This window comes from Bradyrhizobium sp. USDA 3311, assembly GCF_054062495.1.
Genome location: NZ_JBSSFI010000001.1, coordinates 8,209,067 through 8,224,698 on the forward strand (window position 1 = coordinate 8,209,067; position 15,632 = coordinate 8,224,698).

17 protein-coding genes, 1 pseudogene and 1 riboswitch are annotated in these 15,632 nt (G+C 65.6%); of the genes and pseudogenes, 11 read left to right on the top strand and 7 right to left on the bottom strand.

Features of this window, described 5'->3' with window-relative positions:
• Positions 1-41 precede the first annotated feature (41 nt).
• The gene (locus tag ACVWW6_RS39035; RefSeq protein ID WP_456682648.1) at positions 42-1,130 is read left to right on the top strand and encodes an Acg family FMN-binding oxidoreductase; all 1,089 of its coding nucleotides are present in this window, start codon (positions 42-44) and stop codon (positions 1,128-1,130) included.
• A gap of 4 nt (positions 1,131-1,134) precedes the next feature.
• Here the strand turns inward: ACVWW6_RS39035 and ACVWW6_RS39040 are convergent, their stop codons facing one another.
• Positions 1,135-1,737, bottom strand: a complete 603-nt coding sequence (locus ACVWW6_RS39040; protein WP_456682649.1) for a hypothetical protein — start codon at positions 1,735-1,737, stop codon at positions 1,135-1,137.
• Positions 1,738-1,991: 254 nt separating this feature from the next.
• Between ACVWW6_RS39040 and ACVWW6_RS39045 the strand changes: the two genes are divergently transcribed.
• From ACVWW6_RS39045 to ACVWW6_RS39055, 3 genes are all read left to right on the top strand, one after another.
• Positions 1,992-3,050, top strand: coding sequence for a class I SAM-dependent methyltransferase (locus tag ACVWW6_RS39045; RefSeq protein WP_456682650.1), 1,059 nt, complete (start codon positions 1,992-1,994; stop codon positions 3,048-3,050).
• Positions 3,051-3,197: 147 nt separating this feature from the next.
• Positions 3,198-3,839, top strand: a complete 642-nt coding sequence (locus tag ACVWW6_RS39050) for a carboxymuconolactone decarboxylase family protein (RefSeq protein ID WP_271558186.1) — start codon at positions 3,198-3,200, stop codon at positions 3,837-3,839.
• 54 nt (positions 3,840-3,893) lie between these two features.
• Positions 3,894-4,667: an enoyl-CoA hydratase/isomerase family protein gene (locus ACVWW6_RS39055; RefSeq protein WP_271558184.1), complete on the top strand. Its 774-nt coding sequence runs from the start codon at positions 3,894-3,896 to the stop codon at positions 4,665-4,667.
• 39 nt (positions 4,668-4,706) lie between these two features.
• On the opposite strand, the gene ACVWW6_RS39060 is transcribed toward ACVWW6_RS39055, so the two are convergent.
• Entirely contained in the window at positions 4,707-5,342 is a 636-nt protein-coding gene (locus ACVWW6_RS39060; RefSeq protein WP_028175344.1) for a hypothetical protein, read from the bottom strand.
• Positions 5,343-5,511: 169 nt separating this feature from the next.
• The gene (locus ACVWW6_RS39065; RefSeq protein ID WP_271558179.1) at positions 5,512-6,369 is read right to left on the bottom strand and encodes a DUF1194 domain-containing protein; all 858 of its coding nucleotides are present in this window, start codon (positions 6,367-6,369) and stop codon (positions 5,512-5,514) included.
• Positions 6,370-6,620: 251 nt separating this feature from the next.
• A riboswitch (Fluoride riboswitch) is annotated at positions 6,621-6,698 on the top strand.
• A 129-nt stretch (positions 6,699-6,827) separates the two neighbouring features.
• Between ACVWW6_RS39065 and ACVWW6_RS39070 the strand changes: the two genes are divergently transcribed.
• From ACVWW6_RS39070 to clpS, 5 genes are read left to right on the top strand one after another with little or no spacing between them, the layout of a single operon-like run.
• Positions 6,828-8,036: an MFS transporter gene (locus ACVWW6_RS39070; protein ID WP_304551295.1), complete on the top strand. Its 1,209-nt coding sequence runs from the start codon at positions 6,828-6,830 to the stop codon at positions 8,034-8,036.
• A gap of 19 nt (positions 8,037-8,055) precedes the next feature.
• Entirely contained in the window at positions 8,056-8,445 is a 390-nt protein-coding gene (gene crcB / locus ACVWW6_RS39075) for a fluoride efflux transporter CrcB (RefSeq protein WP_060910918.1), read from the top strand.
• 6 nt (positions 8,446-8,451) lie between these two features.
• Positions 8,452-8,880 (top strand): fluoride efflux transporter CrcB, encoded by a 429-nt coding sequence (crcB, locus tag ACVWW6_RS39080; protein ID WP_456682651.1) that lies wholly within the window; start codon positions 8,452-8,454, stop codon positions 8,878-8,880.
• Positions 8,881-8,882: 2 nt separating this feature from the next.
• Positions 8,883-9,224: a DUF190 domain-containing protein gene (locus ACVWW6_RS39085; RefSeq protein ID WP_011085423.1), complete on the top strand. Its 342-nt coding sequence runs from the start codon at positions 8,883-8,885 to the stop codon at positions 9,222-9,224.
• 44 nt (positions 9,225-9,268) lie between these two features.
• Positions 9,269-9,574, top strand: a complete 306-nt coding sequence (clpS, locus tag ACVWW6_RS39090; protein WP_011085422.1) for an ATP-dependent Clp protease adapter ClpS — start codon at positions 9,269-9,271, stop codon at positions 9,572-9,574.
• 4 nt (positions 9,575-9,578) lie between these two features.
• Here clpS and ACVWW6_RS39095 read toward each other — a convergent pair whose 3' ends face one another.
• Positions 9,579-9,908, bottom strand: coding sequence for a LysR substrate-binding domain-containing protein (locus ACVWW6_RS39095; protein ID WP_456683231.1), 330 nt, complete (start codon positions 9,906-9,908; stop codon positions 9,579-9,581).
• A 153-nt stretch (positions 9,909-10,061) separates the two neighbouring features.
• Between ACVWW6_RS39095 and ACVWW6_RS39100 the strand changes: the two genes are divergently transcribed.
• Together ACVWW6_RS39100 and ACVWW6_RS39105 are read left to right on the top strand one after the other, a co-directional pair.
• Positions 10,062-11,072 (top strand): ABC transporter substrate-binding protein, encoded by a 1,011-nt coding sequence (locus ACVWW6_RS39100; protein WP_456682652.1) that lies wholly within the window; start codon positions 10,062-10,064, stop codon positions 11,070-11,072.
• A 35-nt stretch (positions 11,073-11,107) separates the two neighbouring features.
• A complete protein-coding gene (locus ACVWW6_RS39105; RefSeq protein WP_456682653.1) occupies positions 11,108-12,412 on the top strand; it encodes an FAD-dependent oxidoreductase in 1,305 nt (434 codons plus the stop codon).
• A gap of 74 nt (positions 12,413-12,486) precedes the next feature.
• On the opposite strand, the pseudogene ACVWW6_RS39110 reads toward ACVWW6_RS39105, so the two are convergent.
• The 3 genes and pseudogenes from ACVWW6_RS39110 to ACVWW6_RS39120 all read right to left on the bottom strand — a co-directional run bounded on the left by ACVWW6_RS39110 (position 12,487) and on the right by ACVWW6_RS39120 (position 15,623).
• Positions 12,487-13,676, bottom strand: a pseudogene (locus ACVWW6_RS39110) (adenylate/guanylate cyclase domain-containing protein).
• Positions 13,677-13,756: 80 nt separating this feature from the next.
• Entirely contained in the window at positions 13,757-14,845 is a 1,089-nt protein-coding gene (gene aroC / locus ACVWW6_RS39115) for a chorismate synthase (RefSeq protein WP_011085417.1), read from the bottom strand.
• 178 nt (positions 14,846-15,023) lie between these two features.
• Positions 15,024-15,623: a histidine phosphatase family protein gene (locus ACVWW6_RS39120; RefSeq protein ID WP_456682654.1), complete on the bottom strand. Its 600-nt coding sequence runs from the start codon at positions 15,621-15,623 to the stop codon at positions 15,024-15,026.
• Positions 15,624-15,632 lie beyond the last annotated feature (9 nt).

The window sequence follows — 15,632 nt, forward strand, 5'->3', positions numbered from 1 at the left end:
GACGCTAGAAGCGTCGTGGCGAAAGGGCCGTGGAGCGGATGATGGCGATCGACCGGCGACAACTCATGACCACCGCGCTCGGACTTTCCGCGGCGGCAATCAGCGCCCGCCCCTCGGCTGCGGCGACGACGACCTATGAGGAAACGGTGCGGGCGTCGCGAGCGCCGCTGCAATCGGTGCCGCGGGACCGCGAGCTCGTGCGCTTTGCCACGCTCGCCGCCAACAGCCACAACACCCAGCCCTGGATCTTCTCCGCCCGCGGCAATGAAATCGTGATTGCGCCCGATTTCGCGCGCCGCTGTCCGGTGGTCGATCCGGACGATCACCACCTTTTCGTCAGCCTCGGCGGCGCCGCCGAGAACCTCGTTCTCGCGGCATCAGCGCTCGGCTGGCGCGCGAACCCGATTATCGACGGTGACAAGGTCCGGATCGCGCTGGAGCAGGCGCGCCCCGAAGCGTCGTCGCTCGTCAACGCGATTCCCCTCAGGCAATGCACCCGTGCAGCCTTCGACGGCAAGCCGGTGGCGCCCGACATTCTGCGCCAGCTCGAGAACGCCTGCCGGGAGCCGAACGTCTCGGCAATCCTGATGACCGAACGCGCCGCCATCGCAAAGATCACCGACTACGTGCTCGAAGGCAATGCCGCGCAAATGCGCGACAAGGCCTTCATGCGCGAGCTCGTGAGCTGGATGCGCTTCAACGAGGCCGATGCGGTCGCGACCATGGACGGGTTGTTCTCGCGGGCCTCGGGAAGCCCGTCCCTGCCGGCATGGATCGCGCGACCGCTGCTCAGGTTCTTCTTCACCGAAAGCGGCGAGAGCGGGAAATACCGCGCCGAGCTCGACAGCTCCGCGGGTGTCGTCGTGCTTGCCGCCGATCGTAGCGACACGTCGCACTGGATTGCGGTCGGCCGTGCCTGCCAGCGGTTCGGCCTGCAGGCGACCGCGCTCGGGCTCAAATATTCCTTCATCAACCAGCCGGTCGAGGTGGCGACACTAAGGCCGCAGTTCGCAGCGACGCTCGGACTCGGCGAGCGGCGTCCCGATATCGTGATGCGCTTCGGAGCCGGGCCGGATCTGCCGAAATCGCTCCGCCGCGCCCCGGAACTGGTGATGCGGCCGACGCAATAGTCTCCTAGCGTCGAAGGCCGCCGAGCGCCGGTGACTCGCCGGGCAGCATGTTCGATCTGATATCGCTGTCCATGCGGCCCGAGTCCTGCTGGGTGAACCCGGCTCCGAACGACAGGCTGAGGTTGGAGGTCGGCTTGAACTCGACACCCGCGAACGCGCCATAGCCGGGCCCGGCGCCGGAGGTGAGCGGCGCAAGCGAACTGCCAATGCCGTTGCCGTATTTCAGCGTGTCGAAGCCGGCAAAGAACGTGACGGGCATGCCGCCCGCCGTCTTGATGTTGTAGCCGAACTGCGTGCTGTCATAGGAGAGCGCGTTGAAATTGCCGGCCTGTCCAGCCTGGCCGAGACCGCTCCAATTGAGGTTGCCACGCTGGCTACCGACGAAGAAGCCGTTCGCAAAGTTGGCGCGCCCGCCTGCGTCGCTGGCATTGAAGCCTGGAAAATTGCCGTAACTTTCGGAGCTCTGGCCATCGCTGCCGCCAAAGCCGAAAGGTCCGCCCGGTATCCAATACCTCAAGGGTGCAACTTGCGCATGAGCGGGCGCTCCGCCGAGGCAAAGCACGGCGAAGAGAGCTGCGAGACCGCAAGAACCTGCAAGGCTGGACATTCCGGCTACCGTCAAAATGCTCACAAATTATACCCTCGGTATATCGCGATGGCCAGCGAAGCAATGGCGGTCCCCGCGGCCCCGGTTCCAGGGTCACGTATTCCTGACAAATTGAACCTCCCATCCGCCGGATTGACCCACATAGAGGACGCGCAAGCTCGAGCCGTCATCGCGATCGCCAGAGCCTCGTGCGATCCAGCAATGCGCAGTTTGCGCTGACCTTTGAAAATGCCCGACATAGCATGGAGGTCGTCATGGAGGTCAATTCCGACAGGTTGAATGCCTTTATGGGCAAGATGATCACCGAGGTCGGGGCCGCGATGAACGCATCGCTGGTCCTGCTGGGCGACAAGCTCGGCCTCTACCGCGCCCTCGCCGCCAAGGGGCCCATGAACTCTGCCGAACTCGCAAGCGCCACCGGAACGAACGAACGCTACGTCCGCGAGTGGCTGTCGAGCCAGGCGGCTTCTGGTTACGTCGAATATGATACCGCTTCAGGAAAATTCGCGATGTTGCCGGAGCAGGCGATGGCGCTTGCCGACGAGGACAGCCCGGTGTTCCTCGGCGCAGTCGGCAATGTCATTGCCGCGGCGTTCCTCGACGAGCCGAAAATTACGGATGCATTCAAGTCCGGCAAGGGAGTCGGCTGGAACCGGCGGAGCGAGTGCCTGTTCTGCGGCACCGCCCGCTTCTTCCGCACCGGCTACATGCATCATCTAGTGCAGGAGTGGCTGCCCGCGCTCGACGGCGTGGTGGACAAGCTCAAGCGCGGCGCCAAGGTCGCCGACGTCGGTTGCGGGCATGGCGTTTCGACGCGGCTGATGGCGAACGCCTTCCCGAACTCCCGGTTCTACGGCTTCGACTATCACGAGGGCTCGATCGAGGCCGCGCGAAAGGCGGCCAATGAGGCCAAGCTGGGCGACCGGGTCAGCTTCGCTGTTCACTCGGCCAAGACCTATCCGGCCGAAGGCTATGATCTCGTCTGCTTCTTCGATTGCCTGCACGACATGGGCGATCCCGTCGGCGCCATCAGCCACGTACGCGAAGCCATGGACAAGGACGGCACCTGCATGCTGGTCGAGCCGTTCGCGGGCGACCGCCTCGAAGACAATCTCAATCCGGTCGGTCGCGTCTACTATGCGGCGTCGACCATGATCTGCACACCGGCCTCGCTCGACCAGGAGGTCGGCCTAGCGCTGGGCGCACAAGCGGGCGAAGCAAGGCTGCGCAAGGTCGCCCGCGAAGGCGGCCTGACGCGCTTCCGTCGCGCCGCCGAGACGCCCTTCAACCTGATCCTGGAGGCGCGGATCTGATCTCGATCGCGCCGGGCGCACGGAGGCGGCATGCGGCCATGCCCGTACCGCAGCCTCGCCCGGTGCCGACATCCTTGCCTCACTCGCGCCGCAACGTAAGTTGGCGTCGAGCAGGCGGCGCGAGTCCGCCGCAATGGGAGGATGACGATGCGATATCTGGGTCTGGCGCTGGCTGTGCTGTTCACCATCGCGACCTCGGAAGCCGGCCGCGCGGCCGAGCCGACCCGCTTCGTGCCGCTGCAACCCGACGAACTTTCGTCGTCGCAGAAAGAATGGGCGGACGCGATCGCGGTGCCCCCGCGCAACGCGAAATTCACCAACCCGCCCTACCGCGCCTATATCCATAACCCGGAGCTGGCGCCAAAACTCTCTGCGATGTCGGACTATCTGCGCTGGAATTCGTCGCTGCCGGCGCGCCTCAGCGAATTCGCGATCCTGATCACCGCGCGGCAATGGACGGCGCAGTATGAATGGTTCGCGCATTATCCGCTCGCGATGAAGGCCGGGCTCGATCCTGATGTCGCCAAGGACGTCGCCAACGGCGTGCGGCCGAAGGCGATGAAGGACGACGAGGCCGCGCTCTACGACCTCGCGATGGCGCTCTATCGCGACAAGAAGGTGTCCGACGATGTCTACCGCGCGGCCCAGCAAAAATTCGGCGAGCGCGGCATCATGGATGTTATCGGCCTGATCGGCTATTACGACCTGGTCTCGATGACGCTGATCACGATGCAGGCGGAAGCGCCGAACGACAGCGTGCTCCCGCTGCCGCCGCTGGCTGCGAAATAGCCACGCAGCAACCGCGGTTGATACCGCACGATCCCAAGAAGCCTGGAGACCCCGGTGACATCTGACAGCCCCGTCGCCTACGAATGCGTGGGCAACATCGTCCGCATCACGCTCAACCGGCCACCGGTCAATGCGCTGAGCCTCGAGGTCATCCGGGCGGTGGTCGCGGCACTGCGCCGCGCCGCCGACGATCCGGATGCGCGCGTGGTCGTGCTGGCGAGCGCGATCGCCAGGCGCTTTTCGGCAGGCCTCGACCTCGACATCCTGCTTGGCAAATCCGGCGCCCAGATCCGCGAATTCCTCCAGGCGCTCTATATCGACCTTTACGACGCCCAGTACGGGCTCGGAAAGCCGTCGATCGCCGCGGTCGGCGGCGCGGCCCGCGGCGGCGGCATGACCATGGCGGTGTCCTGCGACGTGGTGCTGGCATCCGAGAGCGCGACGTTCGGCTATCCCGAGATCGACGTCGGCGTCATTCCCGCGATCCACTACGCGCATCTGCCGCGCATCATCGGGCGCCACCGCGCTTTCGAGCTGCTGTTCACCGGCCGCGTCTTCAGCGCCGCCGAGGCACGCGAGCTCGGCGTGGTGAACCGCGTCGTCGGAGATACGGAGCTCGAGGCCGAAGTCGTGAGGCTCGCGGCGCAGTTCGCCGCGAAATCAGCCGCGGTACTGCGGATGGGCCGGGCCGCCTTCATGCGCCAGATCGACCTCGACTATCGGCGCAGCATTGCCAGCGCCGTGGACGACTTCTGCAACGTCGCGACGTCGGACGAGGCGCAGGAGGGCCTGAGGGCGTTCGTAGAGAAACGGGCACCGAAATGGTGAGGACGGCCGGCCGCCGCGCGCGTCGGGAACGCGAAGCGTTCAGGCGGTCTTGTCGACCGAAGACGATGAATCGGCCGGTGGATATTTCGTCACCGGCACCATGAAGGACTTGGTGCCGACCTGGTAGATGACCTTGCCGTTCTTCCCGTCATCGGTCGCAATCTGCGCCTGCCCGAACATGATGACGTTCTTGTAGACGATGCCGGTGCCCTGCCGGGTGATGCCGTCGGTGGTGACGCTGACCTGCGCTTCGTTGCCGTTGACGGCGAGCACCTTGAAGCTCGCGCTCTTGCCGTTGTCGCTGGAATAGCCGCCCCAGCTTCCCATGAGACGGCTGTCGGAGGCCGGCGGCGCCTGCTTCTCGAGATTGGCGGTCTGCTTGCCGGCGCCGCCCGCAGAGAACAGCAGCACCATGTTCTTGCCGTCCTTGGTGCCGACCGTGACCCCGCCGAAGGTGATAAGCGAGCCCTGGACCTCGCCAAAGCCGCGCTCGGTGTGCCCGTTATGGGTGTATTCGACCTGCGCCCGCGCACCGCGGATGTTCACGACCTTGAAGCCGACCGGCTGGTTGTTGCCCACCCAATTGCCCTTCCAGTCACCGACCAGAGCGCTCTGGTGAAAGATCCGCTCGTTCGCGGGCGAAATCTGGCTGGTGCTCGATGTGACGATGGCCATTGGATTGCTCGGCGGACAGGTCTGGCGAATCCGCTTTCGTTCGCTCCAGCCATGCCAAGACGCTGACCGGAAACGAACGGAAACCATCCGATTAGGGCCACGCGCAGGTTAATGAGCCGTTAAGTTCAACCGCCGGCCGAGACGGCAAAAGGTCTCAGCCGGGGGCCGCTTAGCGTCCCCAGCGGTCCGACCAGATCTTCTCGCCGATCAGGCAGCTGACGCGCGGCTCCTTGTCGGCGACCCGCATCACGGGACGATCGGGCACGCGGCCTGCGACCTCCATCAGGAGCTTGGTGCGGATCGCTTCCTTGAATTTCTCGCGGTCCTTGATCGTGATGACGAAGGAGCCGGGACCGCCGATGACGCAATCCTCGTAGTAGTAGTCGAGATTGTCGATATCCATGGTCGAATAGGACGGCTCCTTGACCATGATCGGCAGGCCGTTGATGACGATGCCTTTCTCGAGCGCGGCGTCGCGCGCCACCGTGACCGGGCCGCCATTGTTGTTGGGGCCGTCGCCGGAGATGTCGATGACGCGACGCAAGCCCCGATAGGGATCCTCGTCGAACAGCGGCATCGCGAACGTGATCGCGCCGGAGATCGAGGTGCGCGAGGCGCGCCGGATCGGCGTCTTCATGATTTCGGTGGCGACCGCGTCCGCGGTCTCAGGTCCGTCGATCAGCCGCCAGGGAATGATGATCTTCTGGTCGGTGGAGGCGGCCCACTCGAAATAGGTCACCGCAATCCGGCCGTTCGGGCCCATCTTCAGCGCCTGGAGAAACTCTTTCGACTGGATCGCCTGCGCGTAGCCCTCGCGCTGGATCGCCAGCTCGTCCATGTCCATGGAGTAGGAGACATCGACCGCGAGGATCAGCTCGACATCGACCGTCTGCGCATCCTTGTCGGCCGCCAGCCGCTGAGTCCTGGGCGGCTCAAACTTCGGCCCTGGTGCCGCGATGCCCGCGACGTCGCCCCCGGCAAGCACGCCGGCCACCAGCACAGCCCCGATCGAGAACAGCAAGCGCATCGCAGTCTCCCGTCGTATGATGCGATGGTGACATGCAATCGCCTTGCCGCAAAGTGCGAAGATCGCCTGCGCTTCACATTCGAGTTAGGAATTACGCAAAGCTGCCGCCGTGTTGCCGCGCTAGCGTCATCGGAACACGTGCGACCACAGGCTCCGTCATTCCGGGGCGGCTCGAAGAGCCGACCCCGGAATGACGGTACCGGACACGCATCCCGCCCACTTGTCCGGCGCGATTTCCATGCTAGGCTGGCCGCACAGATGGGGATGGAGTCCCCCGACAACCGCCCGGCGGTCGGTGACCGTGATGGGCTGATGACTCCTGCTTGAGGTGGGGCAATTTTTGAGCCTCTGCCTTTGGCGGGAGCATGGACAAACCCGCCAATGGCGGGTTTTTTGTTGCCTGATGGCGAAGGCCGGGACGTGAAGGCCAAGGGGACGTTCGAGGGGAAGTCCAAGGCGTGACGACGACGACACCGAATGCTGCGCGCGCGGGGCTGCCCAGGGGGATCTGGGTGCTCGGCTTCGTCTCGATGCTGATGGACGTCTCCTCCGAGATGATCCACGCGCTGCTGCCGGTCTATCTCGTCACCGTGCTCGGCGCCTCGACGCTCACGGTCGGCTTCATCGAGGGCATTGCGGAGGCGACGGCCTCGATCACCAAGATCTTCTCCGGCGCGCTGTCGGACTGGCTCGGCCGCCGCAAGCTGCTTGCCGCGCTCGGCTATGGGCTGGCCGCCGTCACCAAGCCGCTATTCCCGCTCGCGCCCAGCGTCGAATGGCTGGTGGCGGCGCGCTTCATCGACCGGGTCGGCAAGGGCATTCGCGGCGCGCCGCGCGATGCGCTGATCGCCGATATCGCACCCGTCGGCCTGCGCGGCGCGAGCTTTGGCCTGCGCCAATCGCTCGACACCATCGGCGCCTTCGTCGGACCGCTCGCGGCGATCGGCCTGATGTGGTGGACGGCTGACAATTTTACCGCCGTGTTCTGGGTTGCCGTGCTGCCGGCCTTTCTGTCCTTCGGCCTGATCGCCTTTGCCGTGAGCGAGCCGGAGCCGGACCCGAGCCGGGAATCTGCGAAAAATCCGCTCAATCTCGCCGCGATGCGGCAGCTCGGAGCGGTCTACTGGCGTGTCGTGGCGGTCGGAATCGTCTTCACGCTGGCGCGCTTCAGCGAAGCCTTCCTGATCCTGCGCGCGCAGAACATCGGCCTCAATGCGATGTGGGTGCCGGCGGTGCTGGTGCTGATGAACATCGTCTACGCGCTGTCGGCCTATCCGGCCGGCGTGCTGTCGGACCGCATCAACCGGACCAGCCTGCTCGCGCTCGGTCTCGTCTTCCTCGCCGGCGCCGATCTCGCGCTCGCGCTGCTGCCGAGCCTCGGCGGCCTCGCGCTCGGGGTCGTGCTGTGGGGGCTGCATATGGGATTGACGCAAGGCCTGCTCTCGGCCCTCGTCGCCGACGCCGCGCCGCCAAGCTTGCGCGGCACTGCATTCGGCTATTTCAACCTGTTCACCGGCCTGGCACTGCTGGCCGCGAGCGTGATCGCCGGTGCGCTGTGGGACGCCTATGGTCCGGCCGGCACGTTCCTGGCAGGGCTCGGCTTCGCGCTGGTGTCGCTCGTAGGGCTGCTCGCCGTCGGCAACGGGCTGGCAGCGGAGGGCAAATGAGGATGGGGGGTCGTTCGTCGTGCTGAGCGGAGTGATCGCAATCGTGGTCGGCAGCGTGCTCGGCGGCTGTGCGCGCTACTTCATCTCCGGCGCTGTCGCGCGGCGGCTGGGCGAGACCTTTCCGTGGGGCACCATGACCATCAACGTCACCGGCGCCTTCCTGATCGGCATTTTTGGCGCGCTGGCAACCCATCCGGGCTCGATGTTCGCCTCGCCCAATCCATGGCTGTTCGCGGTGACCGGTTTCCTCGGCTGCTACACCACGGTGTCCTCGTTCAGCCTGCAAACGCTGACGCTCGCCCGCAACGGCGAGCCCATGCACGCGCTCGGCAACGTCGCCTTCTCGGTTGGACTGTGCCTCGCCGCAGTGAGCTGCGGCTTCTTGCTCGCTGACGGTCTTGGAGGGTAGAGGCCGATGAACGTTCCCTCCTCCACCGAGCGCTGGCGCAGCGCGATGCTCTATGCCTGGGTTTCCGCCGGCAGCGTCGTCGGCGGCCTGACGCGCTACCTAGTCGGGCTCGCGCTCGATACCGGTCCAGGCTTTCCCTTCGCGACACTGTTCATCAACGCCACCGGCTCGCTGATCATCGGATTCTATGCGACGCTAACCGGCCCGGACGGCCGGATGCTGGCACGGCCCGAGCACCGGCAGTTCGTCATGACCGGGTTCTGTGGCGGCTACACCACCTTCTCGGCCTTCAGCCTGGAAACATTCCGCCTGTTCCACGGCGGCATGAAATACACCGCGCTGGCCTATGTCGCGTCCTCCGTCGTCTGCTGGCTGGTGTCGGTCTGGCTCGGCCATATCATGGCGAGCCGCTACAACCGCTTGAAAAGGAGCTGACCATGCAAATTCCCAATCAGGCTGTTTCGCTCCGCATCTTCATCGGCGAGAGCGACCATTTCGACGGCAAGCCGCTCTATGAAGCGATCGTGATGAAGGCGCGCGAGCTGCACCTCGCCGGCGCCACCGTGCTGCGCGGTCCGATGGGGTTTGGCAAGTCGAGCCGGCTGCATACCTCGAAAATCCTGCGGCTCTCTGAAGACCTGCCGCTGCTGATCGAGATCGTCGACAGCGAGGACAACATCAACGCATTCCTGCCCATCCTGGATGGCATGATGTCGAGCGGGCTGATCACCTTGGAGAAGGTGCAGGTCCTGCAATATGGTGAGAAAGCCGCGAGCTGATCGCTCCGGCACGGAACCCGAGCCCGCCGTGTCCAGGAGGCGGAATGAACGACGCCGTCACCAAGCCGAAAACCAGAACCAAGACCAAGGTCGAGCGGCCCAAGCTGCACAAGGTCATCCTGATCAACGACGACTACACGCCGCGCGAATTCGTCACGATGATCCTCAAGGCCGAGTTCCGCATGACGGAAGATCAGGCCTACAAGGTGATGATCACGGCGCACAAGCTGGGCGCCTGCGTGGTCGCCGTGTTCACCAGGGACGTCGCCGAGACCAAGGCAACGCGCGCCACCGACGCCGGCCGCGCCAAGGGCTATCCGCTGCTGTTCACGACCGAGCCGGAGGAATAGGCCGCTAGCCCCGGCCGCGACGGGAGCGCACTGGCTTGCGCGCAGTGCTCGGGCGCGGATGCTCCTGAACGTGTTTCCAGAACGCCTCCGCCGCAGGCGTCAGTCGCGATCTCGGACGAAACACGTGGATATCGATTGGAATCTCCCATCCCGCCCCGCCCGCCTTCACCAGTTCGCCCGACGCGAGCTGATCGGCGATGAGGCTCTCCGGCAGCCAGGCCATGCCGCGGCCGGCCTGCACCATGGTGGCGAGAAGTTTTGCAAGATGCGATGAAGGTCGCTTATTGAGGGGGACGTCTGGCAGTGGCCGGTGATCACAGAAACATCGCGCCACTGCTTTTGACGACTGAGCCGGAGGAATAAGCCATCCGCGCTTTCCGACTTTGCATTCCCGCCGGGGATCGCCGACAATGCCGCAAAACCGGCGCAGGCCGAACAATAAGCAAAGCGGGAAACGACGGAAGTGGGCATATCAATAAGAAGCTTCGTGACAAGAGGCCGACTGGTCCTGACGCTGGTGGCGATCGCCTTCTTCACCACCGGCATGGCGCAAGCGGCCGAAAGGGTCCGCATCGGGCTGTTGAAGCTCTCCTCGGCAGCCCCGTTGTTCCTCGCCAAGGAGCGCGGCTATTTCGAGCAGGAAGGGATCGAGGCTGATCTGAAATTCTTCGATGCCGCCGTGCCGATCGCGGTAGCCAGCGTCTCCGGCGATATCGACATCGGTTTCACCGGCTTCACGGCCGCTTTCTACAACCTGGCGGGCAAGGGCGGACTGAAGGTGGTTGCCGGCACGGCGCGCGAGGCACCCGGGTTCCAGAACACGGCCTACGTCGCCTCCAAGCGCGCTTATGATTCGGGCCTGAAGACGCTGAAGGACTTGCCCGGCCATTCCGTCGGCATCACGCAAGTCGGCTCCACTTTCCATTATTCGCTCGGCCTGATCGCCGACAAGCTGAAATTCGACGTGACCTCCGTCCGGATCGTTCCCCTGCAGTCGCTGCCGAATGTCGCCGCGGCCATCAAGGGCGGCCAGCTCGACGCGGCGCTCACCGCCACGACCACGATCAGCCCGGTGGTCGCCTCTGGCGACGCGATCGTGCTCGGCTTCGTCGGCGACGAGACGCCCTGGATGCTCGGCTGCGTCGTGGCTTCGACCGCGACGATCGAGAAGAACCGCAAGCTGGTCGAGAAGGTGCTGGCCGTCTATCGCCGCGGCGCCGACGACTACGCGCGCGTGCTGTTGAAACGCGATGCGGACGGCAAATTCGTCCGCAGCGAGGAAGGTGACGCGATGCTTGCGATCATCTCCAAATACACCGAGCAGAAGGTCGAGCAGCTCCGCATCGGGCTGTCGGTCGTCGATCCCGCGCTCGACAGCGCCGACATCGCCCGTCAGATCGCCTGGTTCAAGCGCCAGAAGATGATCGAACCCGATATCGATGCCGAGAAGATCATCGACAAATCCTTCGTCCCGGACCGGCCGACGGCGCCGAAATGACTGACGACAACGACAATAAGAACACGGAGCTACCCATGAGCGCGAGCGAAGTCACCGCGGGCACCAAGATCGTCCGGCGTGCCGCGAACCAAAAGCCCTCGCGCGTCGTCGCCGACATCTGCGTGGTCGGCTCGGGTGCTGCCGGCATGTCGGCGGCGATCGAGGGCGCGCGTGCCGGACGCAAGGTGGTGCTGGTCGACAGCCTGCCCGCGCTCGGCGGCCAGGCGGTCAACTCCATCATCGGCACCTTCTGCGGCCTGTTCTCGAACGGCAGCGACGGTTACCAGTTCACCCACGGTATCGCCGACGATCTCCTGGGCGACCTCGGTGCGCAGGAGAACGCGCTGTTCTACCGCCGCGGGCCGCACACCACCGTCGTTTATTACGACGAGGTCGCGCTCGGACGCTGGGTCGAGAAGGCAATGCTTGCGGCCGGCGTCACCGTGATCGTCGGCGCCGTCATGCGCAACGTCCGCGTCGCCGGTCGGCGCGTGACCGGGATCGATCTCTCCACCCGCTACGGTGACGTCGAGGTCGAGGCGAACGGCTTCGTCGACGCCTCCGGCGACGCCGCGCTGGTGTGGCAGGCGGGCTTTGCCTGCCGTGAGCCGGACGACGGCCCGATCTACGGCACGCAAATGCTGATCGTCGAGAATATCGACGAGAGCAAGGTGCCGAGCCGGGAGGAATTGCCGGCGCGCATGCGAGAGAAGGCCGGCGACTACGGCCTGTTGCGGCGCGAGGGCCTGTCCTTCGTCATTCCCGGGCGCGGCGTTGCCGCCATGAACATGACCCATGTCGAGACGCCACTGGAGCCGCTAGAGGCGAGCCGCAAGGGCATCGAGGGCAAGGACCAGGCCGATCGCGCCTTTGCCTTCCTCAGGAACGAATTCCCCGCCTGCTTCGGCAAGGCGCGCATCCGCGCCTATGGCTTTCCCGGGATCCGCCAGACGCGCTGGATCGTCGGCCGCCAGCAATTGTCGGTCGACGACGTCCGCGCCGGCACCAAATTCGAAGACGCGATCGGCCGCACGGCGTGGCCGATCGAACTGCACGACCACGGCTCCGGCCATCACTGGCACGTCTTCGACAAGGACCACGTCCACTATGTGCCGTTCGGCAGCCTGACGCCGCAGGAAGCCGACAACATCGTCGCCGCCGGCCGTTGCATCGATGCCGACAAGGTCGCACTCTCCAGCGTTCGGGTGATGGGCCCCTGCATGGCGATGGGCGCCGCCGCTGCGCACGCGCTCGACCTCGCCGGCAGCGGCAGCGTGCATCAGATCGACATCGATGCACTGAAGCGGCGCGTGCACGACAATCTGGAGCGGACGGACTGAGGCGCGCAGCAGCCAGGAGCGGCGGCCGCAGCTCTCTGCTCAGCCGACCGGCGCGATCGTCGGTCTGAACGCCCTTAGGCCATCACCACCGGCGTCTCTTCGGTCAGCCCATACACGCGCTGCGCCTTCGAAAACCCCGCGATCGGAAATTCGCCGAGCTCGCGCCAGTCGTGGCGGCAGGCGTTCGCGAAGACCTCCGAGACCACGACGGTGCGGCCGAGCCGGCCGGCGATCTTCTCCAGCCGCGCCGCGAGATTGACGGCAGGGCCGATGCAGGTGAAGTCGAGCCGGTTGCCGCCGCCGATATTGCCGTAGAGGATGTGGCCGACATGCAGCGCGACGCCGAAGCGGAAGCGCTCGACGACGTCGCCGACCGGAAAGGCGAGCGCCTCGACGCTGGCGCGGGATTCGCGCGCGGCTTCCAGCACGCGCGAACAGACATGGGCGGCATCGCCGACATACTCGTCGATTGGAAACACCGCGAGCAGGCCGTCGCCCATGAACTTCAGCACCTCGCCGCCATGGCCCCGGATTGCGGTGACCTGGCAGTCGAAATACTGATTGAGGATCTCGACCACGGTCTCGGCCGGCAGCCGGTCCGACAACGCGGTGAAGCCGCGCAAGTCAGAGAGCCAGATGGCCGCCTGCATGGTGTCGTTGTGGCCACGGCGGATCTGGCCGCCGAGGATGCGCGCGCCGGCGCGGTTACCGACATAGGTGTCGAGCAGCATCTCGGCGGTACGGCGCAGGCTGACGATCTCGCTGACGCGCGCGAGCGGCGCCATCATGGCCCGGATCGCCGCGACGTCGTCGTCGCTGAATCCGCTGGGGTGACGCGTGGTCCAGCTCGTTGCGTGGATCGAGCCGTCGAGATACGGCATCGGCATCGCGAGGTAGTCGGTCACGCCTTCGGCGCGCATGTCGTCGAGGAACGGAAACCGCTTGCTGTCGGGGTCGTCCATCCGTCCCCGGACCTCCAGCCCCTCCTCGAACACGATCCGCAGCGGGCTGCGTGCGAATTCAGGCGTGTCCAGGATCTCGAAATCGACAGTGCCGATCTCGACCTCCTGGCCTTCCCGCCAGATGAAGTTGCGGCCGAAGATTTCGGGATGCAGCGTACGGATGAAGATGCCGAACCGCCACAGCGGCAGGCCAGCTGCGACCAGATGCTCGCAAACGTCGGCGATCATCTCGGCCGGGTCCCGGACGACCTCGCGCCGTCGATCAGCCAGTTGGTGATGCGCTGGAGCTCGGAGTTTTGCATGTCCGCATTTGCGGACGAAGTTCTGGGGACGTCAAGCTGCGCGGTGGGCTGGTACCGCGACACTAACGCCTCACCCCGCTCTAGCGTCCCACCTGCCCGCGGTCTCGGATGAAGTGATCCGCCAGCACGCAGGCCATCATGGCTTCGCCGACGGGGACGGCACGGATGCCGACGCAGGGGTCGTGGCGGCCCTTGGTCATGATCTCGGTGTCGGCGCCCTGGCGATCGACGGTGAGGCGAGGCTGGAGGATCGACGAGGTCGGCTTCACCGCGAAGCGCACCACCACCGGCTGCCCCGTGGAGATGCCGCCCAGCACGCCGCCGGCGTGGTTGGACAGGAAGCGCGTGCCGTCATTGCCGGTGCGCATCTCGTCGGCGTTCTCTTCGCCGGTCAGCTCAGCCGCGCCAAAGCCGGCGCCGATCTCGACGCCCTTCACGGCATTGATGGTCATCATCGCACCCGCCAGATCGGAATCGAGCTTGGCATAGATCGGCGCACCGAGGCCCGCCGGCACGCCTTCAGCGACGATCTCGAGCACCGCACCGATCGAGGAGCCGCTCTTGCGGATGCCGTCGAGATAGGTTTCGAAGAACGCAGCCTTGTCCTTGTCCGGACAGAAAAACGGATTCCTGGCGACCTCGTCCCAGTCCCACTTCTCGCGGTCGATCTTGTGCGGGCCCATCTGCACCAGCGCGCCGCGCACCTTGACGTCGGGCAGCACCTTTCGCGCGATGGCACCGGCGGCAACGCGCGTCGCGGTCTCGCGCGCAGAGGAGCGGCCGCCGCCGCGATAGTCGCGCAGGCCGTACTTCGCCTCGTAGGTAAAGTCCGCGTGGCCCGGCCGAAACTTGTCCTTGATCTCGGAATAGTCCTTCGACCGCTGGTCGGTGTTCTCGATCAGGAGCCCGATCGGCGTGCCCGTCGTCACCTGCACGCCGGTCTCCGGATGCGCCATCACGCCGGACAGGATCTTCACCTGATCCGGCTCCTGGCGCTGGGTGGTGAAGCGCGACTGGCCGGGCCGGCGGCGGTCGAGATCGCCCTGGATGTCCGCCTCGGTGAGCGGGATCATGGGCGGGCAGCCATCGACCACGCAGCCGATCGCCACCCCGTGGCTCTCGCCGAAGGTCGTGACGCGGAACATGTGGCCGAAGGTGTTGAAGGACATTGGTGCTCGCTCGGTTCCGGCGTGTGGTAACGCGCGGGGGGCCGGGGGTCAAACCCGCACACTCCCTGTCATTCCGGGATGGTCCGAAGGACCAGACCCGGAATCTCGAGATTCTCAGGTGCGCAAGGGCGCACCGGGTTCGGTGCTGCGCATCGCCCCGGAATGACGAAAACTTGGCTTAACTAAACTTCTCCAGCCGCCCGTCCCGGAACACGTAGACGGCGCCCTGCTCGATATAGAGCTCGGCGGCGCTGGCCGGCGTCTCCAGGCCAAGCGAAACCATCAGGGCCCGGCAGGTCCCGCCATGGGCGACCGCGACGGTGTCGGTCCGGAGCTGATCGTACCAGGCCCGCACGCGGACCTGTACATCGGCGTAGGTCTCCCCGCCTGCGGGGCCCACCGTCCATTTGTCGGCAAGGCGCCTGGCATAGATTTCGGGATCGGTCGCCTCGCTCTCGGCCAGCGTCAGCCCTTCCCAGACGCCGTAGCCGATCTCGCGCAGGCGATCGTCGAGCGAATAGTCGGCCACGGGCAATTCGAGCATGCCGCGCGCAAGTTCCATGGTCATGCGCGCGCGGCCGAGCGGACTCGACACATAGGGCAGCGCCGCCTTGTCGCGGCCGTCGCGCTTGAACAGATCGGCGAGAATGCCGCCGGCCTGCACGGCCTGGCTGCGGCCGCGCGCGTTCAGCGGAACGTCCCTGGTGCCCTGGAGCCGCCCGAGCGCATTCCACTCGGTCTCGCCATGGCGAAGATAGTAGATCGTGGGCACGGGCATTCCAGCTAA